The sequence below is a fragment of the Pseudomonas sp. Pseusp49 genome (assembly GCF_059491875.1).
In genome coordinates this window covers 71,665-93,705 of sequence record NZ_CP168514.1, presented here as the reverse complement: position 1 = coordinate 93,705, position 22,041 = coordinate 71,665, and the positions used below count along the sequence as shown (strand labels likewise).

Here is a 22,041-nt window from a genome sequence, read left to right as displayed (position 1 = left end):
GGCAACGGGCGTTGAGGAGCCGAAAGTAGGCCGATTCAGAACCAACACTTAAATACTATAAATTCACATTTTTAGATCATATAGATCTATATCAACACCGGCGGACCTCTCCGCCGGGTATGCCTTGGCAGCATTGAAAATATTCTTGGAATGCATTGGATGCAGCGGCTGATGGAGGCCTTAAATGGTCTCGCTTATCTCTCAATAGCATTGACTTGAATTTTTATAGATCAATTTCGCATACACCTTAACCCCCTGTGGGAGCGAGCTTGCTCGCGATAGCGGTGTGTCATCCAGCACATAAGTCGCCTGACACACCCTCATCGCGAGCAAGCTCGCTCCCACAAAAAACAGGCTTGCATTGCAACCCGACAACGGAGGTCACCCATGGCCCGTGTTTCCCTTCTGAGCCTGCCGCTGGCCGCACCTCGGCTTGATGGTCGACGACATTGGCCGACGCTGAGCCAGCGGCTCTTGCCCTGGCTATTACCCTTCAGCCTGTGTGCCCTCTGGTGGCTCGCCAGCCGCAACCACTGGATGAGCGAGCAGATCCTGCCGGCGCCGACCCTGGTCTGGAGCAGTGCCGTTGAATTGTCCCAAGGCGAGCTGTGGAGCCATTTGTGGATCAGCCTGCAACGTTTGTCCTGGGGCCTGCTCGCGGGGATCAGTGTCGGTGCGGTATTGGGCGCGGCGCTGGGTTTCAGTCGTACGCTCGAACGCCTGGTGTTCCCCACCTTCGCCGGGTTGGCGCAAGTCCCGACCCTGGCCTGGATTCCCTTGTTCATGGTGTTTTTCGGCATCGGTGAAGTGCTGAAACTGGTGGTGCTGATCAAGGCCATCATGGTGCCGGTGACCCTGCACACACTGGTCGGCGTGCGCGATGCGCAACCCAGGCTGCGCGAAGCCGCCGCCGTGTTGCGCCTGCCCAGGCAACTGTTGATCCGCCGCCTGGTGCTGCCCGCCGCACTGCCGGCCTTCATGGCCGGTGTGCGCCTTGCGCTGGCCGCCGGATGGACCTCGCTGCTCGCTGTCGAACTGCTCGCGTCCAGCGAAGGCATCGGCTACCTGATGGTCTGGGCACGCCAGTTGTTCATGCTCGACATCGTCTTCGTGTGCATCGTGGTGATCGGCTTGATCGGCGTGGCGATGGACCGCGGCATCGGCCTGCTGGACAGGAAGCTGGTGCACTGGCCGCACCCGGCCACTGCCGAAATCCGTCGCGGGCCGCGTTATCAAGGCTGGCAACGGCTGCAACCGTGGCTGCTGCCACTGGCGCTGCTGGCGGTGTGGCAATTGAGCTCGGATCAGCAGTGGATTGACCCGAACATTCTGGTCAGCCCGCTGGCCGTCCTGCACACCACCTGGCATGGCCTGCTCGACGGCACGCTGGTTGGCGGCATGGCCCTGAGCCTGGGCCGAACCCTTGGCGGATTACTGCTCGGTGGCGGGCTCGGCTTTGCTCTGGGCCTACTGCTTGGACTGTCGCACACCAGTGAACGCGTGCTCGGCCCGACCCTCGCCGCCCTCCGCCAGATCGCCATATTCGCCTGGGTGCCGCTGCTCACCGCTTGGTTCGGCCTGGGGGAATTGGCCAAGTGGGTGTTCGTCGCCCTCGCCGCGTTTTTCCCGCTGTTCATCGCCACCCAACGCAGCGTCGCCAATCTCTCGCCACAACTCAACGAGGCTGCCCAAGTGTTGCGCCTGAATCTGCGCCAGCGCCTGCGTCGGTTGGTGTTGCCGGGGGCGGCGCCGGGAATTTTCGCAGGCCTTCGTCTGAGCCTGATCTACGCCTGGCTCGGCACCATCGGCGCCGAATATTTCATGCCGTCCAACGGCGGCATCGGCAGCCAGATGATCGGCGCCCAGCAACTGCTGCGCATGGACCTGATCATGGCCGGCATGCTGCTGGTGGGCCTGACCGGCGTCCTGCTCAACCTCATTGGCCAACGCCTGGAAATCCGCGCCACTCGCTGGAGACACGCATGAACGCACCGATTGTCAGCTTCAATCACGTGGGCAAGACCTTCGACGTCGACGGCTTCGAACTGGAGGCCATTCGCGAATTCAACCTGGAAATCGCCGAGGGCGAGTTCGTCGCCATCGTCGGCTCCAGCGGTTGCGGAAAATCCACTTTACTGCGGCTGTTGGTGGGCCTGGATACGCAATTTCGCGGGCAAATCACCGTGGACGGAAAAGCCGTCAGCGGCATCGGTGGCGAGCGCGGCATCGTCTTTCAGGAACACCGTTTGTTCCCATGGCTGAGCGTGGCCGACAACATCGGCCTGGGCCTGGTCAACGAGCCATTGAGCGCCGCGCAAAAGCACCGGCGTATCCATGACTTCATCGAGCTGGTGGGCCTGGGCGACTTCGCCCGCGCCTATCCGCACCAGCTCTCCGGCGGCATGGCGCAGCGCGTGGCCATCGCCCGCGGCCTGGTGGCCAGCCCACGGATTCTGTTGCTGGACGAGCCCTTCGGTGCTCTCGACGCACTGACCCGCCAGCAGATGCAGGACGAACTGCTGGCGATCCGCGCGCGGGCAAAAATCACCACAGTGCTGGTCACCCACGATGTCGAGGAAGCGATCTTCCTCGCCGACCGCGTGGTGGTGATGGAGCCGCGTCCGGGGCGGATCAAGCAAGTGGTCGACATTGCCCTGCCCCATCCACGCCAGCGCAGCAGTTTCGACTTCCACCAATTGCGCGAAGAACTGCTTCACGAACTCACCAGCGACGGTCACTACCAGCCTCCCGTGCCGGTGCAGGTCCGCGATCTGCCGCTGTCCTTCATTGCCTACTGAAAAAGGAAATTTTTGATGCCGCAACGTCCCAACTTTTTAGTGATCCTGGCCGATGACCTGGGCTTTTCCGACCTCGGCGCCTTCGGTGGCGAAATCAATACACCAAACCTCGATGCCCTGGCCAACAATGGCCTGCGCCTGACCGATTTCCACACCGCACCAACCTGCTCGCCGACCCGTTCGATGCTGCTCACCGGCACCGATCACCACATCGCCGGCATCGGCACCATGGCCGAAGCCTTGACCCCGGACCTGATCGGCAAACCGGGTTATGAAGGGCACTTGAACGACCGCGTGGTCGCCCTGCCCGAGCTACTGCGCGAGGCGGGTTACCAGACGTTGATGAGCGGCAAATGGCACCTGGGCCTGACCGCCGAATTGGCACCCCACGCCCGAGGTTTCGAGCGTTCGTTTTCGCTGTTGCCCGGTGCGGCCAACCATTACGGCTTCGAGCCGACCTACGATGAAACGACGCCACGGCTGCTGAAATCCACGCCGGCGCTGTATATCGAAGACGACCGGTTCATCGACGAACTGCCGAAGGATTTTTATTCTTCCGATGCCTTTGGCGACAAGCTGCTGCAATACCTCAAGGAGCGCGACCAGACCCGGCCGTTCTTCGCCTACCTGCCCTTTTCCGCACCGCACTGGCCGTTGCAGGCACCGGCCGAGGTGGTGGAAAAATACCGTGGGCGCTATGACGCCGGCCCTGAAGTGCTGCGCCTGGAACGTCTGGAAAAACTCAAGAAGCTGGGATTGATCGAGGCCGATGTCGAGCCGCATCCGCTGATCCAGTTGACTGCACAGTGGGATGCCCTGAGCGACGAGCAACGGCAGATTTCTGCGCGGGCCATGGAGGTTTACGCGGCGATGGTCGAGCGCATGGACTGGAACATCGGGCGTGTCGTCGATTACTTGCGCCAGCAGGGACAACTGGACAACACCTTCATCCTGTTCATGTCCGACAACGGTGCCGAAGGGGCATTGCTGGAGGCTTTCCCGAAATTCGGTCCGCAGTTGCTGACCTATCTCAACCAGCACTACGACAACAGCCTGGACAACATCGGCCGGGCCAATTCCTACGTCTGGTACGGGCCGAACTGGGCGCAAGTGGCGACCGCGCCGTCGCGACTGTTCAAGGCCTTCACCACCGAAGGCGGGATTCGCGTGCCGGCGCTGGTGCATTACCCGCAGTTGCCGCTCAAGGGCCAGATCAGCCATGGGTTTGGCACGGTGATGGACATCACGCCGACCATTCTCGACCTGGCCGGCGTGCGCCATCCGGGCAAGCAATGGCACGGCAAACCCGTGGCGCAAGTTCGCGGAAAGTCGTGGCTGGGGTTCCTGTCGGGCGAGACGGCGCAGGTACATGACGAGCACACCGTGACCGGGTGGGAATTGTTCGGTCGGCGGGCGATTCGACAGGGGCAATGGAAGGCGGTGTACATCCCGGGACCGGTGGGGCCGGCGACCTGGCAGCTGTATGACCTGGGCAGTGATCCGGGGGAGATTCATGACCTGGCGTCGACCCAGCCGCAGCGGCTCAGTGCCTTGATCGAGCATTGGCAGCGGTATGTGGATGAGACTGGGGTGATCTTGAGTGAGTCGCCGTTTCAGCCGGATTGATGGTGTCTGATACAACGCTTTCGCGAGCAAGCCCGCTCCCACATTTGATCTTCAGTGAACACATTACTTGTGAACACCCGAGATCCCTTGTGGGAGCGGGCTTGCTCGCGAAGAGGCCCTTACAGACAACCCTTAAGCCTGAGCCGTACGCCCCTTTTCCGCGACCAACTCTTCCCTGCGCTCAAACCGATTCGCCCGCGCAAACGTACCGAAATCATTGAACCGCACACCCATCTCGCGCATCACCTTGTGCGCCACCGGTACGGTCAACTGGCGGATGTAGAAGGGTTCCTTCACCACGAAGTGATGGATCCCGTGGCTGCTGCCGAAGTTGAAGCAGAACGCCTGCAGCGGCCACAGCCAAGGGGCATTGAGCACCTGGCACTGCTGCATCACGTTGCCCGGCTCCACGTCACCGTAGTAATGCATGTTCGAACTGATGAAGTGCAGGCAGAAGGTGCGCAACACGTTCGGGCCGATGATCACGACGGCTGCAATGTCGATCACCTGCATCACCGACAACGTCGTCGCCGACCACTCGATCGGTGCGCCCATCAGATGCGCAACGCCATTCGCTGCATGGAAACCGAGAAACACGTACCACGCGCCCCAGTGCATCAGCGCCAGCGGTGCATAGACCTTCAGCGTGCGTTTGATGATGCTGAACTTCATCGCCCAGGTTTTGGCGCGCAGCATGCGGATGACCGAGGACATGATGTTGTCGCCGATCATCAACAGCCGCGCAAAACCCCAGGGTTCGCCATTGGTGATGGCGCGCTCTTCCGTGTCGGTCTCAGAGCCCGACACCTTGTGGTGATTGAGGTGCAGATGGCGGCGAATCCACGGGTTGATGGTGCTTGGGCGCGCCAGCCACACCAATCCCATCATCAGGTTGTGCGGCACCTTCTGCTTGCGGAAGTACATGCTGTGGATCAGGTCGTGTTCCAGCTCATGGGTCAGCGAGGCGAAAAAAGCGTTGAGCAGCAGGCACGCCCACCAGGCCATGTGCCCGGTCATATAGAGCGCCGCCGAACCGACCATACCGGCGATGGCGAAGGTCAGAATGCCTGCGCCGAGGGCGTCCTGATGCTTGAGAATCGGGTATTTCTCACGCAATTCGACACCTCTGGCCAGCACCACTTCACGGATATGGGCTGAACGTTGGGCTGCATTCAGTCGTTGGGGGCTTGCAGAAGTACGGTCCATGCTTCCATCCTCTGGTTATTGATGGTTGCATCCTGCCTTGCGGAACCTCGCAATGCGGTAGCCGTGAACGCCAACCTGTTGACTGGAAGCGCCAATCAGCATGACTGAACCGACCTCCCTCGCCAGCTGGACCCGCGCCCTGCGCAAGCAGCTCGATGCCCTGGGCATTGACAGCACCGCCCTGTGCCAGCAATCGGGCCTCGACCCGCAACTGATGGACGACCCGAACGCGCGCTATCCCCTGTCGGGCACCACACACCTGTGGAATCTGGCAGTGCAGGCCAGCGGTGACCCGGCGATCGGTTTGCGGGTTTCGCGTTTCGTCAGCCCGACCACCTTCCATGCTCTGGGTTATGCACTGGTGGCCAGCGGCAGCCTGCGGGAAGTGTTCGAGCGTATCGTGCGCTATCACCAGGTGGTCAGCGATGCCCTCGAACTGGAACTGACCCGCGCCGAGGATCGCTACCGTTTCCGTCTGAAAATCCCCTCTGGCAATCCGGCCCCGGCCTTCGAAGCCATCGATGCGTTCATGGCGATTTACGTGCGCACCTGCCGCAATCGCCTGGGCCGCGACTACGCACCGCTGGAGACTTACCTGCGCCGCCCGGAGCCGGCAGACGCGCACCAATGGCATAAAGTCTTTCGCTCGCCCGTGCACTTCGGCGCCGACGAAGACCGACTGGAATTCGCCCTCGTCGATTTCGACAGCCATCTGGATGACGCGAATCCGGAACTGGCCGAACACAACGAAACCGTGCTCAAGCGCACCCTGGCGCAACTCAAGCCGCTGACGTGGGAGCGCAAGGTCCGCGACGCCATTGAAGAACAACTGCCCGAAGGCGAGCCCAGCGCCGAGCACATCGCCAAGGCCCTGCACCTTAGCCTGCGCAGCCTGCAACGGCACCTGGCGGACGAGGGCTGCCGGTTCGATACGCTGCTCAACGAAAGCCGCGAAAACCTCGCGCTGCTGCACCTGCGGGACCCGCAGGTGTCGCTGAGCGAAATCAGTTATCTGCTCGGGTTTGCCGATACCAGCAGCTTCAGTCGTGCATTCAAGCGTTGGACAGGGATGACACCGGGGCAGTTTCGGGATGGGTTGCGCTGATTGATTCGGAAGGTGAGTTGGCTGGTCTGGCCCCATCGTCGGAGCGCCGCCCGGAGCAAGCCCGCTCCCACAGGTTTTTCGGTGACCACAAATCTCTGATTCACCCAGCCCCCTGTGGGAGCGAGCTTGCTCGCGATAGCGGACTTTCAGTCGACATACCTGGAGACTGACACACCGTCATCGCGAGCAAGCTCGCTCCCACAAGGGATATGCGTCGAGTTTCAGATTGTGGCCAGTGTCCGCAACCGCTCGGCATCGAGGATTTCGATCTCGCCGTAACTCAGTCCGATAACCCCCTGCCCCTGCAACTCCTTGAGAATCTGGTTGGTGGTCTGGCGCGACAGCGACAGCATGGCGGCAAGCTGTTCCTGGGGCAGTTGCAGGACGCGCCGCGGCGGGGTGGTCTCGCCATAGCCTTCGGCGATCATCAGCAAGCGGTGCGCCAGCCGCGCGGGGGCCGGCAACAGGCTCAGCTGTTCGAGGTTAATGAAGGTCATGCGCAGTTTCTGGCTCATCAGCAATGCCAGTTGCCGCCAGTGCTGCGGATGCTCGTCGAGCAACGTGAGCAAGGTGTTCTGGGGAATGTGCAGCAGTGTGCACTGGCCCACGCCGTAGGCATCGTGGGTACGTGGCTGGCCATCGAACAGGCAGATCTCGCCGAACCAGTGCGGCGGCTCCACCAGGCTCAGCAAGGCTTCCTTGCCCTGCTCGCTCACGGCACCGACGCGTACCGCGCCTTCAAGCACCGCGTACAGGCCGCAGGGCGGATCGCCACGCTTGAACAGCCGCTGGCCCGGCGACAGCCGCCGCAGTCTGGCCGCCGACAGCAGGCTATCCTGTAGGGAAACAGGCAAATGGCTGAACCACTGACCGCTCATCAGGCGTGGACGCCAGACCTGCATATCCATGAAAACTCCTAGAGATTGTCGCCTGGCTGACAGAGCGGGAAGTGACCCCGGGGCATGATCAATCACCCCACAGGAGAACAACAATGAAAAGCCTCGTCGACCACCTCAGTCAATACGCCGCCTACCACCGTGACCCGCGCAACATTGCATCGCACTTTATCGGCATTCCGCTGATCGTGGTTGCCGTCGCGGTGTTGCTGTCCCGGCCGCAGTGGTCGCTGGGTGGCGTGTGGCTGTCACCGGCGGTGCTCGTTTCGCTGGCATCGGCGTGGTTTTACCTGCGCCTGGAATTGCGCCTGGGCGTGTTGATGACCCTGTTGCTCGGGCTGAGCGTCTGGGCCGGTCATGCGCTGGCACAGCAAAGCACGCTGGTCTGGCTGGGCAGCGGCGTGGCGATGTTCGTGATCGGTTGGGCGATCCAGTTTGTCGGCCATCACTACGAAGGGCGCAAACCGGCCTTCGTCGATGACGTGACCGGGTTGATTGTCGGACCGTTGTTTGTGGTGACGGAACTGGCGTTCATGCTGGGGATGCGGCGTGAGCTCAAAGAGCAGATTGAGGCGCGAGCGGGTGAAGTGCGGGTCAATCCGAAGCGTGCTGCTGTCTAGATAGCAATCGCGAGCAAGCTCGCTCCCACAGTGGATCAGGGTCGAACACAATAGTTGTGGCCAACCCAAATCCCTGTGGGAGCGAGCTTGCTCGCGATGCTTTTGCTTTAGATGTTGGCAACCTTCTGCCAGACCTTCGGCTTGAAGAACAACGTCTCCCCCTTCGCCAACCCGATCAGGCTGTCGTGATCCTTGACCACTTCGGCCTCAATCAGATCGCTCTGCCCTTCGACCTTCAGCGTTACCCGCGTTGTCGCGCCCAGCGGACGAATATCGCGCACTTCGGCCGCGTGGTGATCTTCCAGTTCATGGCGCGACAGCGACACTTCGTGCGGACGGAACAGCACGTGGTGGTCTTCGCCCAGGTGCAGGCGGTTCGAATCACCAAGGAAGTGATAGACGAAGTCGCTGGCCGGGTTTTCGTAGACGTCGCCCGGTGAGCCGATCTGCTCGATCACACCCTTGTTCATCACCACGATACGGTCGGCGACTTCCATCGCTTCTTCCTGGTCGTGGGTCACGAACACCGAGGTCAGGTTGATGTCTTCGTGCAGACGCGCCAGCCAACGGCGCAGTTCCTTGCGAACCTTGGCGTCGAGGGCGCCGAAAGGTTCGTCGAGCAGCAGCACTTTCGGCTCCACCGCCAGCGCCCGGGCCAAGGCAATGCGCTGACGCTGACCTCCGGAGAGTTGCTCCGGGTAGCGATCCGACAACCAGTCCAGTTGCACCATGTTCAACAGTTCGTGAACCTTGGTTGCGATCTGGCTTTCGCTCGGGCGCTGGTTTTTCGGCTTCATGCGCAGGCCGAACGCGACGTTGTCGAACACCGTCATGTGGCGGAACAGGGCGTAGTGCTGGAACACGAAACCGACGTTGCGATCACGCACGTCGTGACCGGAAACGTCTTCGCCGTGGAACACGATGTTGCCTTTGTCCGGGGTTTCCAGGCCGGCGATGATCCGCAGCAGCGTGGTCTTGCCGCAGCCCGACGGGCCGAGCAACGCAACGAGTTCGCCGCTCTGGATGTCCAGGCTGATGTTGTCCAGCGCCTTGAACGCGTTGAAATTCTTGCTGACGTTACGCACTTCGATCGACATGAATTATTCCTCCGCGGCGCTGGCGCGCAGGCGGTTAATACGGTTTTCGCTCCACTGCTTGAGCAGCAGGATGAAGAGCGCCAGGATCAGCAACAGGCTCGCCACGGCGAACGCGGCCACGTGGTTGTATTCGTTGTAGAGGATCTCGACGTGCAGCGGCAGGGTGTTGGTCACCCCGCGAATGTGCCCGGAAACCACCGATACTGCACCGAATTCCCCCATGGCCCGCGCAGTGCACAACACCACGCCGTAGATCAGGCCCCATTTGATGTTGGGTACGGTGACGTGCCAGAACATCTGCCAGCCGTTGGCGCCCAGCAGACGCGCGGCCTCCTCTTCCTGAGTGCCTTGTTCCTGCATCAGCGGGATCAGTTCACGGGCCACGAACGGCACGGTGACGAAAATCGTCGCCAGCACGATGCCCGGCAGGGCGAAGACGATCTGGATGTCGTGATCCTGCAGCCATGGGCCAAACAGGCCCTGGGCGCCGAACATCAGCACATAGACCAGGCCGGCGATTACCGGCGACACAGAGAACGGCAGGTCGATCAGCGTCACCAGCATGCTCTTGCCGCGGAACGAGTACTTGCTCACGCACCAGGCGGCGCTGACGCCGAATACCAGGTTCAGCGGCACCGAAATCAGTACGGCGATGACCGTGAGTTTCAGTGCCGACAGCGCGTCCGGCTCAAAGATCGCGGTGAAGAACGCACCGAGGCCAAGCTTCAGGCCCTGGGACACCACGATGAACAGCGGCAGCAACAGGAACAGGGCAAAAATCAGCCAGCCAAGGCCGATCAGGATTCGCCGCGAAGTCGCGCTGCCACGACGGGCAGCGTTCGAGGAAGCGGCAGCAATAGACGATTGGGACATGGGTGCGCCTCCTTATGGGGTTTCGATGCGCCGCTGCAACAAGTTGATCAGCAGCAACAGGACGAAGGAAACCACCAGCATCAGTACACCAATGGAGGTAGCGCCGGTGTAATCGTATTGGTCGAGTTTGACCATGATCAGCAGCGGCAGAATCTCGGTTTTCATCGGCATGTTGCCGGCGATGAAAATCACCGAACCGTACTCGCCGACCCCGCGGGCAAAGGCCAGTGCGAAACCGGTCAGCCATGCAGGCAGCAGTGCCGGCAGCAGGATATGGCGGAAAACCTGCAATGGCTTAGCCCCCAGGCACGCCGCTGCTTCTTCGACTTCACGAGGAATGTCCGCCAATACTGGCTGTACGGTACGTACTACGAATGGAAGTGTCACAAAAGTGAGGGCAAGGGTGATGCCCAGGGGGGTGTAGGCGATCTTGAAACCCAGATCCGCTGCAAACTGACCAACCAGGCCGGTAGGGGTGTACAGCGCCGTCAGTGCAATACCGGCCACCGCCGTGGGCAATGCGAACGGCAAGTCGATCATTGCATCGATCACTTTTCGTCCAGGGAAGGTATAGCGCACTAATACCCAGGCCAGCAGCGTGCCGATGATGCCGTTGATGATGGCGGCACACAGGGCAGTGCCGAAGCTGAGCTTGAGCGCCGCCAGCACCCGTGGCGCCGAGATGATTGCCCAGAACTGATCCCAGGTGAGTTGAGCGGCATGCACGAACATCGCCGCCAGTGGTATGAGCACAATCAGGCTGAGGTACACCAAGGTGTAGCCCAGCGTCAGCCCGAAGCCGGGTATGACGGGGGAGATACGACGCGACATAAAAGTCCTTGGTTAAAAAGCGATCAACTAAACCCATCCTTGTGGGAGCGGGCTTGCTCGCGAAAGCAGTGTGTCAGTCAACATTAATGCCGCCTGATACACCGCCTTCGCGAGCAAGCCCGCTCCCACATGTTATGCAGCTTAAGCCAGGTTATTGCGCCTGGTAGATCTGGTCGAACACGCCCCCGTCATTGAAGAATTTCGGCTGTGCGCTTTTCCAGCCGCCGAAGTCCTTGTCGATGCTCACCAGTTCCAGTTTCGGGAACTGCTGGGCGTACTTGGCGGCCACGTCCTTGTCACGCGGGCGATAGAAGTTCTTCGCCGCGATTTCCTGGCCGGCCGGGCTGTACAGGTGCTTGAGGTAGGCTTCGGCGATCTGCTCGTTGCCCTTTTTCTCGGCATTCTTGTCGACCACCGCCACCGGTGGCTCGGCGAGAATCGACAGCGAAGGCACGACGATGTCGAATTTGTCAGCGCCGCCCTCTTCTTTCAGGGCCAGGAAGGCTTCGTTTTCCCAGGCCAGCAACACATCGCCCTGACCGTTGTTGACGAAAGTAATGGTCGAGCCGCGGGCGCCGGTGTCCAGCACGGGCACGTGCTTGAACAGGGTTTGCACGTATTCCTTGGCCTTGGCTTCGTCACCGCCATTGGCTTTGAGGCCATAGGCCCAGGCCGCGAGGAAGTTCCAGCGCGCACCGCCGGAGGTTTTCGGGTTCGGCGTGATCACCGAAACGTCATTCTTGACCAGGTCACCCCAATCCTTGATGCCTTTAGGGTTGCCCTTGCGCACCAGGAACACGATGGTCGAAGTGTAAGGCGTGCTTGCGTCCGGCAGGCGCTTTTGCCAGTCCGCCGGCAGGGTCTTGCCGAGCTTGGCGATTTCGTCGATGTCACCGGCCAGGGCCAGGGTAACGACGTCGGCGCGCAGGCCATCGATCACCGCCCGGCCTTGCTTGCCCGAGCCACCATGGGATTGCTGGATTTTCACGGTGTCGCCGGCATGTTCCTTTTGCCAGAACTTCACGAATTCGGCGTTGTAGTCCTGGTACAGCTCGCGGGTCGGGTCGTACGACACGTTGAGCAGTTCGTAGTCCTTGGCAACTGCAGAACCGGCAAAAAGGGCGCTGGCCAGGGCGGCCAAAGCGAAATGACGAATCGACGACATGGTGAAAGCTCCTGGGATTCTTGGTATTGGCTTTTTATGATCTGGAATCTGGTTGCCCGCTCAAAGATCGCAGCCTTCGGCAGCTCCTACACAGTTCCCGTAGGAGCTGCCGCAGGCTGCGATCTTTTGATCTTTCGACTCAGCCCGGCTTGTTGCCTGGCTGCTGCAAACGGAATTTTTCTTTGCGTTCGATCTGCACCACCTGCGCGTTGTGCACAGTGATTTCCACGGCACCAAACCGCAGGTCGCGCAGGGCGCTCTGGATTTCACGCAGGATGGTGGCTTCGTCTTGACCGTCGACGCTACGCAGGGATGCGCTCATATTGCTGCTCCTTCAACTGAGAGATTGCCTCGCAGTGTCGGCACTGCTTGCGGCTTGGGAGCAATACTAGTGAGGTCTTGATATTCTTAAAAAGACTATTTAAGAATGTTTATATAACCAGAAAACATTAATTGAAGGGACAAGGGCTTGAGGCGAATCACCCTCTTTACAAGCGCACCAAAAACCTGTGGGAGCGGGCTTGCTCGCGAAGAGGCCGGCACATTCAACATCCCTGTTGCCAGACAGTCCGCCTTCGCGAGCAAGCCCGCTCCCACAGGTTTTGTGTATCAGCAAGGCGGTGAGGTAACTGCTCCGATCACCGGCACATGCATCCAATCCAGCTGCGCCGCCGGCACCGGCCACCCGAACCAGTAGCCCTGCCCCAGATCACAGCCCTGTTCGAGGAGGAAAGCCGCCTGTTCGACCTGCTCGATCCCTTCGGCATGAACCTGCATGCCCATGCTTTGGGCCAGGGCGATGATCACTCGCGAGATCGCCGCATCATCCTCGTCCCACGGCAATCCGGCGACGAAGCCCTGGTCGATTTTCAGTTTTTGCACCGGCAGGCGCTTGAGCCGCAACAGCGATGAGTAACCCGTGCCGAAGTCGTCGATGGCCAGGCGCACACCCAACTCGCGCAGGCGGTGCATCTGCTCCAGCGCGACTTCCGGATCGTCCATCACCGCGCTTTCGGTCACTTCCAGTTCCAGACAGGCCGGTTCCAGCCCGGTTTCGTGCAGCACCTGCGCCACCTGCTGATACAACTCGCGACGGGCGAACAGACGCGAAGAAACGTTGACCGCCACAAACGACAGCACCACCCCGTCCTGCTGCCACTGACACATCTGCCGGCACGCCTGTGCCATGACCCAGGCATCGATTTCGGCGATCAGACCGGTTCGTTCGGCGACTGGAATGAATTCCGCCGGTGACACCAGCCCCCGCTGCGGGTGCTGCCAACGCACAAGCGCCTCGACACCTATCAGGCGGCTGGTCTTGAGGTCGTGTACCGGCTGGTAATAAACCTGCAGTTCCTGCTGGTCCAGGGCACGGCGCAATTCGAAGGCGATCTCGACGCGTTGTTGGGCATGGGCGGTCAATTCTTCGGTGTAGAGCGCGTAGTCATTTCGACCGGTGCTTTTGGCCTTGAACAGCGCCGAATCGGCGTTACGCAACAATTGTTCAACGCTCAAGGCATCGCTGGGGAACAGGCTGATGCCAATGCTGGTGTTGATGAACAGCTGATGCCCGTCGATAGCAAACGGCTCTTTCAGTCCGTTGATGATCCGTTGCGCCAGCGCAGCCGCCTGGACCAACTGCGGACAGCATTCGGCCAGCACGGCAAACTCGTCGCCGCCCAGCCGAGCCAAGGTAATACCGGGGTCGAACATGCCTTTCAGGCGCCCGGCTACGGCCTTGAGCAAATGATCCCCAATGGTGTGCCCGAGGCTGTCGTTGATCATCTTGAAGTGGTCCAGATCGATCATCAGCAAAGCGCAGCCACGCTTGTGGATCTGCGCCGATGTCAGGGCCTGCTCGACTCGGTCGGTGAACAGCAGCCGATTGGGCAGATCGGTCAGCGGATCATGGTGAGCCAGGTGCATCAGCTCATGCTCGGAGTCCTTGATCGCACTGATGTCGGAAAAAACCGCCACGTATTGGTTACGTCGCCCATGATCGTCGCGAATGACGCGGATAGTCTGCCATTGCGGGTAGATTTCACCGCTTTTACGGCGGTTCCAGATCTCCCCGCTCCACTCTCCCACACTGTCGAGTGTGGCGAACATGGCCCGGTAGAAATCCGCTGGATGACGGCCAGACTTGAACAGACTGGGGCGCTGACCCAGGACTTCTTCACTTTGATAGCCGGTGATTTCCATGAACGCCCGGTTGACATGGATAATCAAGCCTTCGCAATTGGTGACCAACACCCCTTCGCGAGTGCAGTCGAACACAGCGGCGGCTTGACGCAAACGCTCGCGATCTTCGCTGCGCTCACGCAGTTTGGCGCCGACCCCGAGGCAACGAAGCAGTCGCGCACGGGCGATGAAGATCAACCCGGCGCTTAGCACCACCCAGGCATAACCGTTGATCAGTTGCCACCGCAATAGCTCTTCCGAGCTATCGAAGAAACTGTTTAATAAATAGCCACTGATCTGCAGCCAAACCACAGAAAGCAACAGATAGAGCAGCGCTGCACGCAAGGCATCGCGATAGGTGGCAGGCATCCGGCAATCCATGTCCATACGAAAAGGTTGGAATTATAGTTTAAAGACACATCCAGCCACTCTTATCTGAAAGGGCGACTGGTTTTCTGTGTGGGCTTAGTGATAATGCAACGGCTGTTTTTTTCTTTATCGAGGGCCCTACAGCCTATGTGGTACGAAGGTTTACTTGGCTTGTCGGCCTGGTCACTGGTAGCAGTCACCCTGCTGATGACCCACGTCACGATCATCGCCGTTACGGTCTATCTGCATCGTTACTCGGCCCACCGCTCCCTGGAGCTGAATGGGGGCCTCAAGCATTTCTTCCGTTTCTGGCTGTGGCTGACCACGGCGCAGAACACCCGCGAGTGGACGGCCATCCACCGTAAGCATCACGCCAAATGCGAAACCGTCGATGACCCGCACAGCCCGGTTATCAAGGGGCTGTCCACGGTACTGCGCAAAGGCGCCGAGCTGTACCGCGCCGAAGCGGAAAACCCCGAGACGCTGCGCATCTACGGCAAGAACTGCCCCGAAGACTGGATCGAGCGCAACCTCTACAGCCGCTTCCCGCTGCTGGGTGTGGCGATCATGGCCGTTATCGACCTGCTGTTGTTCGGCACCATCGGCATCACCATCTGGGCCATCCAGATGATGTGGATCCCGGTGTGGGCCGCCGGCGTGGTCAATGGCCTGGGCCATGCCATCGGCTACCGCAACTTCGAATGCCGCGATGCGGCCACCAACCTGGTGCCGTGGGGCATCCTGATTGGCGGCGAAGAACTGCATAACAACCATCACACCTACCCTAATTCGGCAAAACTGTCGGTGAAGAAGTGGGAATTCGACCTGGGCTGGGCATGGATCAAAGTCTTCAGCTTCCTGCGCCTGGCCAAGGTTCAACGGGTTGCGCCGATTGCCCATCGTGTCGAAGGCAAGGGCAACCTGGACATGGACACCGCCATGGCGATCCTCAACAACCGCTTCCAGATCATGGCCCAGTACCGCAAATTGGTGATCGGCCCACTGGTCAAGCAAGAGCTGGAAAAGGTCGATCACTCGGTACGTCACCAGTTCCGCCGGGCCAAACGCCTGCTTTCACGAGAGACCAGCCTGCTGGATGACAAACACCATGTACGCATCCAGAACATGCTCGAGCACAGTCAGGCACTGAAGGTAATCTACGAGAAACGCCTGGCCCTGCAGCAGATCTGGGTCAAGACCAGCTCAAATGGCCACGACATGCTGGCGGCGATCAAGGACTGGGTGCACGAAGCCGAAGCCAGCGGGATTCAATCCCTGCGCGACTTCGCCGATCAGTTGAAAACCTACTCCCTGCGCCCTGCCGCCGTCTGAAAAACCTGTGGGAGCGGGCTTGCTCGCGAATGCGGTGTGTCAGTCGACATAAAAGGTGACTGACACACCGCATTCGCGAGCAAGCCCGCTCCCACATGGATTTGTGGCCGCAAAAACGCGTCGCCAGTACCGCCCGGCGGGAGCAAGCTCCCTCGCCACAAAAGGCGGGAACTTCATCTTGAAACCCTTATCTCAAAGACACTTCGCCATCCCCGGCGGGCTTGGTGTTGGCCGCATGCCCTTTGAGATTTGTGTCGATGGCCCAAAAGAACCTGCAAGACTCATCTTCGTCACATTGCCCCGAGACCGCGCAGACCCTGATGGCGCTGATGCACGCCCAAGGCGAAGTCGCACGCCTGAGCGAACGGGAACATTTGCTCAACACCTTGCTGGCAAGCGTCAACGCGGTGCTGTGGGCATTCGATTGGGAAACTCGCCGGGTGCTTTACGTCAGCCCGGCCTATGAACGGATTTTTGGCCGTTCAGCCGACCACTTGCTGGCCGACTGCAATCAATGGCGCGATAGCATTCACCCTGACGACCTCGACTATGCCGAACGCAGCCTGGCCGAAGTGCTGGACAAAGGCGCCGTCGAAGACCGCGAGTATCGAATCATTGCCGCCGACGGCCAGGTGCGCTGGCTCAGCGACAAATGCTTCATCAATCGCCAGGCCGAGCCTGGGCAACCGGTGATCATCGTCGGCATTGCCGAAGACATCACCCACAAGAAGCAAGTGGAAACCGAACTGCATCGCCTGGCCACCACCGATGCCCTGACCCAGAGCAGCAATCGTCATCATTTCTTCGAATGCGCTCACCGCGCGTTCGCACACGCCCGGCAACAGGGCGAGCCGTTGTCGTTTCTGATGCTGGATATTGATGACTTCAAGACAATCAACGACACCTACGGTCACCAGGAAGGCGACAACGTGCTGCAACGCATTGCCGAAAGCGGCCGCGCAGCGTTGCGCCGTCGCGACCTGTTCGGGCGTATTGGCGGTGAGGAATTTGCTGCGGTGTTTCCCGGGTGCACGCCACAAATGGCCCTGCAAGTGGCTGAACGCCTGCATCGGCAGATTCAGCAGTTGAGTTTCAACCATGAAGGCCGGACGTTCGGCATCACTGTCAGCCAGGGCCTGACCAGCCTGAGCGCCTCGGACGAAAACGTGGAGGACCTGTTTTCCCGGGCGGATGCCGCGATGTATCAGGCCAAGCGCGAGGGCAAAAACAGGATTGTCACTGCCTGAGATTTCGCTGGTAGCACTGAATACCTGTGGCGAGGGGGCTTGCCCCCGTTCGGTTGCGCAGCAACCGCAAAACCAGCGAATGCGGTATTCCTGATAAATCCCGACTGCACTTCTGGGGCTGCTTCGCAGCCCGACGGGGGCAAGCCCCCTCGCCACAAAAGTCGGCTCCCACAGGGTTGGGTGGTGGTTTTACTTCTTGCGCAACCGCATCAACTCCGGCAAGCCGATCTTGAGCAACCGCGCCGTCCGGCTCTTGGCCAGCTCCTCGATGCCCTCATGCTCGGTCAGGCGCGCCATCTGCGCCGCCATGTTCATCACCAGCGCTTCGCGGGAGTAAACCCCGCCACCGAGCTGGTAGGCCGCCGCAATCAGCTCCCGCAACTCCAGCGGCAGGCGCCAGCGTGTACGCAGGGCCGAGCCATAGGCTGCGCCATATTCAACCAGCGCTTCCCCCACCTCTTCCCACTCGTCCAGTGTGCCGCCGGCCTGTTGCCATTCCTGCAGACAGCGCAGCAACGCCAGATCACCGAGACAATGCAACATGCCGGCGCAATAGCAACGCTCCTGATCCAGATCGAGCAAGCGTGCCAGGGTTCGCGCGTACTCGGCGGTGTGCAGTGACAGATCCCAGTAGCGCTCGGCATAGTCGGCCAATTGCGGATCGCTGAGCCGGGCACTGCGCTTGAGCGCCAGGCCGAGAATCAGGTTCATGCTCTGTCCGGTGCCCAGGCGATGCAGCGCCTGGGACAGGGTTTGCACACCCGCGCCGCGGTGCTGGGCCGCGCTGTTGGCAGCGGCAATCAGCACCGCCGTGACCTGCGGATCGGTGCGGATTTCGTCTTCCAGCACCGTCAGGTCGAGGCCATTGGGATTGAGGCTGCGTTTGACCGCCACTTGCACGTCGGTCATCAGCGGCGCGCCGTCGGCCAACTCCCGTCGACGCTCCAGAAACACCGACAACGTCATGCCCGGCGCCAGCGCCGGCACTTCGCACGAGACTTCTTCCCCAGCGTGCAGCAGCAACCCCTGCAACCGATGGGTCAGGCTTTCCATATTCAGGGGTTTGGTCAGGTACGCGGCCGGCGCGAGCGGCAAGGCCTCGCGCACGCTGGCACTGTCGTTGCGACTGCTCATGAGGATGAAGGGCAGCGGCGGGTTGCGTTTGCGCTGGCGGACGTTGCGCAGGACATTCAGGCCATCGACACCTGGCAACTCCCAATCGGCGATGACCAGGTCATAGGGGTTGGCAGCCAATAGCTCCAACGCCTGCTGGCCATCGGCGCACAAATCCAGCCGCGCATCGCAGCGTACGTTCAACAACACTTCCTTGAGCAGATCCCGGGACCAGGGGTCGGCCTCGGCAATCAGTACTCTCGGAACCGCGGGTAAAATGACAGTTGTCATACAGCTCTCCCTGGCAATGCAGGAACCTTAGCCAATGCAGGCCATTCGATACAACGTTAATGCGCAGGATGTGTTTCCAGAGGCATGAAAAAACCCGCCGAAGCGGGTTTTTTTGTCGATCAGGTCACACTAAGTGATCACAGCTCGGCGAAGCACTCTTCGATGATCGCCAGGCCTTTGTCCAGTTGCTCGTCCGGCGAGGTCAGCGGTACCAGGACGCGCAGAACGTTGCCGTAGGTGCCGCAGGACAGCAGGATCAGGCCCTTGTCGCGAGCCTTGGCCACAACCGATGCCACAGCGGCGGCGTTCGGCTTGTGGCTGTCGCCGTTTTCGAACAGCTCGACAGCGATCATCGCACCCAGGGCACGGACTTCGCCGATCACCGGGTACTTGGCCTGGATGGCCTTCAGGCCGGTTACCAGACGCTCGCCAACAGCCTTGCAACGATCCAGCAGGTGCTCTTCTTCGAACACTTCCATCACGGCCAGGGCCGCGGCGCAAGCGATCGGGCTACCGGCGTAGGTGCCGCCCAGGCCGCCTGGAGCGATGGCGTCCATGTACTCGGCCTTGCCGCACACACCGGCCAGCGGGAAGCCGCCAGCGATGGATTTGGCGAAAGTGGTCAGGTCGGCAGCAACGCCCATCTGTTCCATGGCGAAGAAAGTACCGGTACGGCCAGCGCCAGTCTGTACTTCGTCAGCGATCAGCAGGATGCCGTGCTGGTCGCACAGGGCACGCAGACGCTTCATGAATTCTTTCGGAGCGACGTAGAAACCACCTTCACCCTGAACCGGCTCGATGATGATCGCAGCGATGTCTTTCGGCTCGGCGTCGTTCTTGAAGATGCGTTCGATGGAAGCGATCGAGTCGTCGATGCTCACACCGTGCAGTTCGTTCGGGTACAGCGCGCGGAAGATGCCGCCTGGCATCAGGCCCATGCCGGCCGAGTAAGGCACGACTTTACCGGTCAGGCCCAGGGTCATCATGGTGCGACCGTGGTAAGCGCCAGTGAAGGCGATCACGCCGGCACGGCCAGTGGCGGCACGAGCGATCTTGATCGAGTTTTCCACGGCTTCGGAACCGGTGGTCACCAGCAGGGTTTTCTTGGCGAAATCACCTGGCACCTTGGCGTTGATTTTTTCGCACACTTCTACGTACGGCTCGTAGGCCAGCACCTGGAAGCAGGTGTGGGTCAGCTTGTTCAGCTGCTCGGTCACGGCCGCGATGATTTTCGGGTGCACGTGGCCGGTGTTCAGCACGGCGATACCGCCGGCGAAGTCGATGAACTCACGACCTTCAACGTCGGTCACGGTCGCGTTCTTCGCGGACTCGGCGAAGATCGGGTGAATCTGGCCAACACCACGTGGAACTGCATTGGTACGGCGGGCCATCAAAGAAGCGTTAGTCTTGCTCATTACATTCCTCATTCGCCGCTCATCGGTCGGCGTGGTTCAAGGATTAAGCGGTGGGGAGGTAACTAAGGCAGCATGCGATGATCGACTGCCACAGCGTTCCCGACCACAGAGAAAATTCCGGTTTGAAGCGGCGCAAAGGGACAGCGCTCTCGTGCCCTTTGCGCTTGAAGCAATACTCTTGCGGGATTAGATGCCCAGGCAGAGGTATTTGATTTCCAGGTAATCCTCGATGCCGTACTTGGAGCCTTCACGGCCCAGGCCCGAAGCCTTGATGCCGCCGAACGGCGCGACTTCGTTGGAGATCAACCCGGTGTTGACGCCGACCATGCCGTATTCCAGGGCTTCAGCCACACGGAACACACGACCCAGGTCGCGAGCATAGAAGTACGAGGCCAGACCGAACTCGGTGTCGTTGGACATCGCGATCACATCGGCTTCGTCTTTGAAACGGAACAGTGGAGCCAATGGACCGAAGGTTTCTTCCTTGGCCACGGCCGCGTTGTTCGGCACGTTGGTCAGGATGGTCGGTTCGAAGAAATTACCTTCCATCGACTTGCCGCCGGACAGCACGGTGGCGCCTTTGGAAATGGCGTCAGCGATGTGTTCTTGCACCTTGGCCACGGCTTTTTCGTCGATCAGCGGGCCAGTGGTGGTGCCGTCTTCCAGACCGTTACCGATCTTGAGCTTGGCCACAGCCACTTTCAGCTTCTCGGCGAAGGCGTCGTAGACCGAATCCTGAATGTACAGGCGGTTGGCGCAGACGCAGGTCTGACCGTTGTTGCGGTATTTGGAAATGATCGCGCCTTCGACGGCCTTATCCAGGTCCGCGTCGTCGAACACGATGAACGGCGCGTTGCCGCCCAGTTCCAGGGACACTTTCTTGATGTCCTTGGCGCATTCCGACATCAGTTGACGACCGATTTCGGTCGAACCGGTGAAGGACAGCTTGCGTACGATCGGGTTGCTGGTCAGTTCGCTGCCGATGTCGCCGGCGCTGCCGGAAACAACGCTGAACACGCCAGCCGGGATGCCGGCACGCTGGGCCAGTTCGGCCAGGGCGAAAGCGGAGAACGGGGTTTGCGAAGCAGGCTTGAGCACCATGGTGCAACCGGCGGCCAGGGCCGGGCCGGCTTTACGGGTGATCATGGCAGCCGGGAAGTTCCACGGGGTGATGGCAGCGGTCACGCCGATTGGCTGCTTGATCACGATCAGGCGCTTGTCTGGCTGGTGGCCCGGAATCACGTCACCGTAGATGCGCTTGGCTTCTTCGGCGAACCATTCGATGAAGGACGCGGCGTAGACGATTTCGCCCTTGGCTTCGGCCAATGGCTTGCCCTGTTCCAGGGTCATCAGGCGAGCCAGGTCGTCCTGGTTCTCGATGATCAGTTCGAACCAGCGACGCAGCTTGGTCGCACGTTCTTTGGCGGTCAGTGCACGCCAGGCCGGCAGCGCTTTGTCAGCAGCTTCGATTGCACGGCGGGTTTCGGCAGCACCCATTTTCGGCACAGTGCCCAGAATTTCGCCCGTTGCCGGGTTGTTGACCTTGATCGTCTGACCATTGTCCGCATCGACCCACGCGCCATCGATGAAGGCTTGCTGGCGGAACAACTGGGTGTCTTTAAGCTGCATGTCGGCTTTCCTTAACAGCACCGCGCACGCGCGGAGCAAATTATGATTGTAGAAAGGCGCCTCGATAGGCTGCCGTCAGGGAAATCATTCACCGGGCTGAAGCACATAAATAGCGCACTGATTGAACTCGTGCGGTTCAGCACCCAGACAAGAGCGTTTGAAATCTCAAACGAATCCTAGGATCAAAGGGGGTAAAGGACAATAGGCTGTTCGAAAAAAAGAACGAAAACGACGCTTTTGCCTGTAT

Annotated in this window: 18 protein-coding genes; 7 read left to right on the top strand and 11 right to left on the bottom strand. The window is 60.3% G+C overall.

The features are described 5' to 3' along the window. Positions 1–387 precede the first annotated feature (387 nt). Genes ACEN83_RS00335 through ACEN83_RS00325 form a run of 3 tightly spaced genes read left to right on the top strand, consistent with a single transcriptional unit; the run spans position 388 to position 4,424 of the window. Positions 388–1,986 (top strand): ABC transporter permease, encoded by a 1,599-nt coding sequence (locus tag ACEN83_RS00335; protein ID WP_495579203.1) that lies wholly within the window; start codon positions 388–390, stop codon positions 1,984–1,986. Beyond that, positions 1,983–2,798 (top strand): ABC transporter ATP-binding protein, encoded by an 816-nt coding sequence (locus tag ACEN83_RS00330; protein WP_495579202.1) that lies wholly within the window; start codon positions 1,983–1,985, stop codon positions 2,796–2,798. The genes ACEN83_RS00335 and ACEN83_RS00330 overlap by 4 nt, the downstream gene beginning before the upstream one ends. Before the next feature lie 15 nt (positions 2,799–2,813). Next, complete coding sequence (locus ACEN83_RS00325; protein ID WP_495579201.1) at positions 2,814–4,424, top strand: arylsulfatase; 1,611 nt, start codon at positions 2,814–2,816, stop codon at positions 4,422–4,424. A 132-nt stretch (positions 4,425–4,556) separates the two neighbouring features. Here the strand turns inward: ACEN83_RS00325 and ACEN83_RS00320 are convergent, their stop codons facing one another. Next, positions 4,557–5,630 carry a fatty acid desaturase gene (locus ACEN83_RS00320; RefSeq protein WP_495579200.1) on the bottom strand — a complete coding sequence of 358 codons (1,074 nt, stop codon included), beginning with the start codon at positions 5,628–5,630 and terminating at the stop codon, positions 4,557–4,559. 100 nt (positions 5,631–5,730) lie between these two features. Here ACEN83_RS00320 and ACEN83_RS00315 point away from each other — a divergent pair, with 100 nt between their 5' ends. Next, positions 5,731–6,735, top strand: a complete 1,005-nt coding sequence (locus ACEN83_RS00315) for an AraC family transcriptional regulator (RefSeq protein ID WP_495579199.1) — start codon at positions 5,731–5,733, stop codon at positions 6,733–6,735. 221 nt (positions 6,736–6,956) lie between these two features. Here ACEN83_RS00315 and ACEN83_RS00310 read toward each other — a convergent pair whose 3' ends face one another. After that, positions 6,957–7,643 (bottom strand): Crp/Fnr family transcriptional regulator, encoded by a 687-nt coding sequence (locus ACEN83_RS00310; RefSeq protein ID WP_495579198.1) that lies wholly within the window; start codon positions 7,641–7,643, stop codon positions 6,957–6,959. An 83-nt stretch (positions 7,644–7,726) separates the two neighbouring features. Here ACEN83_RS00310 and ACEN83_RS00305 point away from each other — a divergent pair, with 83 nt between their 5' ends. Beyond that, a complete protein-coding gene (locus ACEN83_RS00305; protein ID WP_495579197.1) occupies positions 7,727–8,251 on the top strand; it encodes an Mpo1 family 2-hydroxy fatty acid dioxygenase in 525 nt (174 codons plus the stop codon). 107 nt (positions 8,252–8,358) lie between these two features. Here ACEN83_RS00305 and ACEN83_RS00300 read toward each other — a convergent pair whose 3' ends face one another. From ACEN83_RS00300 to dibA, 6 genes are all read right to left on the bottom strand, one after another. After that, complete coding sequence (locus ACEN83_RS00300) at positions 8,359–9,348, bottom strand: sulfate/molybdate ABC transporter ATP-binding protein (RefSeq protein WP_007972953.1); 990 nt, start codon at positions 9,346–9,348, stop codon at positions 8,359–8,361. Positions 9,349–9,351: 3 nt separating this feature from the next. Then, a complete protein-coding gene (cysW, locus tag ACEN83_RS00295) occupies positions 9,352–10,221 on the bottom strand; it encodes a sulfate ABC transporter permease subunit CysW (RefSeq protein WP_007972954.1) in 870 nt (289 codons plus the stop codon). A 12-nt stretch (positions 10,222–10,233) separates the two neighbouring features. Further along, positions 10,234–11,052 (bottom strand): sulfate ABC transporter permease subunit CysT, encoded by an 819-nt coding sequence (cysT, locus tag ACEN83_RS00290; RefSeq protein ID WP_007972956.1) that lies wholly within the window; start codon positions 11,050–11,052, stop codon positions 10,234–10,236. Positions 11,053–11,203: 151 nt separating this feature from the next. Next, entirely contained in the window at positions 11,204–12,217 is a 1,014-nt protein-coding gene (locus ACEN83_RS00285; protein WP_007972957.1) for a sulfate ABC transporter substrate-binding protein, read from the bottom strand. A gap of 139 nt (positions 12,218–12,356) precedes the next feature. Further along, positions 12,357–12,539, bottom strand: coding sequence for a sulfur starvation response protein OscA (oscA, locus tag ACEN83_RS00280; RefSeq protein WP_007975618.1), 183 nt, complete (start codon positions 12,537–12,539; stop codon positions 12,357–12,359). 287 nt (positions 12,540–12,826) lie between these two features. Next, the gene (dibA, locus tag ACEN83_RS00275; RefSeq protein WP_495579196.1) at positions 12,827–14,767 is read right to left on the bottom strand and encodes a phosphodiesterase DibA; all 1,941 of its coding nucleotides are present in this window, start codon (positions 14,765–14,767) and stop codon (positions 12,827–12,829) included. Positions 14,768–14,914: 147 nt separating this feature from the next. Between dibA and desA the strand changes: the two genes are divergently transcribed. Both desA and ACEN83_RS00265 read left to right on the top strand, forming a co-directional pair. Next, the gene (gene desA, locus ACEN83_RS00270; protein ID WP_007975621.1) at positions 14,915–16,099 is read left to right on the top strand and encodes a delta-9 fatty acid desaturase DesA; all 1,185 of its coding nucleotides are present in this window, start codon (positions 14,915–14,917) and stop codon (positions 16,097–16,099) included. Between the two features lie 257 nt (positions 16,100–16,356). Then, positions 16,357–17,346 carry a sensor domain-containing diguanylate cyclase gene (locus ACEN83_RS00265; protein WP_495579195.1) on the top strand — a complete coding sequence of 330 codons (990 nt, stop codon included), beginning with the start codon at positions 16,357–16,359 and terminating at the stop codon, positions 17,344–17,346. Positions 17,347–17,535: 189 nt separating this feature from the next. Here ACEN83_RS00265 and ACEN83_RS00260 read toward each other — a convergent pair whose 3' ends face one another. From ACEN83_RS00260 to gabD, 3 genes are all read right to left on the bottom strand, one after another. Beyond that, complete coding sequence (locus tag ACEN83_RS00260) at positions 17,536–18,750, bottom strand: HDOD domain-containing protein (protein WP_495579194.1); 1,215 nt, start codon at positions 18,748–18,750, stop codon at positions 17,536–17,538. A gap of 137 nt (positions 18,751–18,887) precedes the next feature. Next, a complete protein-coding gene (gene gabT / locus ACEN83_RS00255; protein WP_007975624.1) occupies positions 18,888–20,165 on the bottom strand; it encodes a 4-aminobutyrate--2-oxoglutarate transaminase in 1,278 nt (425 codons plus the stop codon). Positions 20,166–20,351: 186 nt separating this feature from the next. Next, positions 20,352–21,794 carry an NADP-dependent succinate-semialdehyde dehydrogenase gene (gene gabD / locus ACEN83_RS00250; RefSeq protein WP_258683070.1) on the bottom strand — a complete coding sequence of 481 codons (1,443 nt, stop codon included), beginning with the start codon at positions 21,792–21,794 and terminating at the stop codon, positions 20,352–20,354. Between the last annotated feature and the right edge of the window lie 247 nt (positions 21,795–22,041).

Excerpts from the sequence above, each read along its gene's own strand:
- ACEN83_RS00335 (WP_495579203.1), top strand. The coding sequence starts at position 388 with ATGGCCCGTGTTTCCCTTCTGAGCCTGCCGCTGGCCGCACCTCGGCTT.
- ACEN83_RS00330 (WP_495579202.1), top strand. The coding sequence starts at position 1,983 with ATGAACGCACCGATTGTCAGCTTCAATCACGTGGGCAAGACCTTCGAC.
- ACEN83_RS00325 (WP_495579201.1), top strand. The coding sequence starts at position 2,814 with ATGCCGCAACGTCCCAACTTTTTAGTGATCCTGGCCGATGACCTGGGC.
- ACEN83_RS00320 (WP_495579200.1), bottom strand. The coding sequence starts at position 5,630 with ATGGACCGTACTTCTGCAAGCCCCCAACGACTGAATGCAGCCCAACGT.
- ACEN83_RS00315 (WP_495579199.1), top strand. The coding sequence starts at position 5,731 with ATGACTGAACCGACCTCCCTCGCCAGCTGGACCCGCGCCCTGCGCAAG.
- ACEN83_RS00310 (WP_495579198.1), bottom strand. The coding sequence starts at position 7,643 with ATGGATATGCAGGTCTGGCGTCCACGCCTGATGAGCGGTCAGTGGTTC.
- ACEN83_RS00305 (WP_495579197.1), top strand. The coding sequence starts at position 7,727 with ATGAAAAGCCTCGTCGACCACCTCAGTCAATACGCCGCCTACCACCGT.
- ACEN83_RS00300 (WP_007972953.1), bottom strand. The coding sequence starts at position 9,348 with ATGTCGATCGAAGTGCGTAACGTCAGCAAGAATTTCAACGCGTTCAAG.
- cysW (WP_007972954.1), bottom strand. The coding sequence starts at position 10,221 with ATGTCCCAATCGTCTATTGCTGCCGCTTCCTCGAACGCTGCCCGTCGT.
- cysT (WP_007972956.1), bottom strand. The coding sequence starts at position 11,052 with ATGTCGCGTCGTATCTCCCCCGTCATACCCGGCTTCGGGCTGACGCTG.
- ACEN83_RS00285 (WP_007972957.1), bottom strand. The coding sequence starts at position 12,217 with ATGTCGTCGATTCGTCATTTCGCTTTGGCCGCCCTGGCCAGCGCCCTT.
- oscA (WP_007975618.1), bottom strand. The coding sequence starts at position 12,539 with ATGAGCGCATCCCTGCGTAGCGTCGACGGTCAAGACGAAGCCACCATC.
- dibA (WP_495579196.1), bottom strand. The coding sequence starts at position 14,767 with ATGCCTGCCACCTATCGCGATGCCTTGCGTGCAGCGCTGCTCTATCTG.
- desA (WP_007975621.1), top strand. The coding sequence starts at position 14,915 with ATGTGGTACGAAGGTTTACTTGGCTTGTCGGCCTGGTCACTGGTAGCA.
- ACEN83_RS00265 (WP_495579195.1), top strand. The coding sequence starts at position 16,357 with ATGGCCCAAAAGAACCTGCAAGACTCATCTTCGTCACATTGCCCCGAG.
- ACEN83_RS00260 (WP_495579194.1), bottom strand. The coding sequence starts at position 18,750 with ATGACAACTGTCATTTTACCCGCGGTTCCGAGAGTACTGATTGCCGAG.
- gabT (WP_007975624.1), bottom strand. The coding sequence starts at position 20,165 with ATGAGCAAGACTAACGCTTCTTTGATGGCCCGCCGTACCAATGCAGTT.
- gabD (WP_258683070.1), bottom strand. The coding sequence starts at position 21,794 with ATGCAGCTTAAAGACACCCAGTTGTTCCGCCAGCAAGCCTTCATCGAT.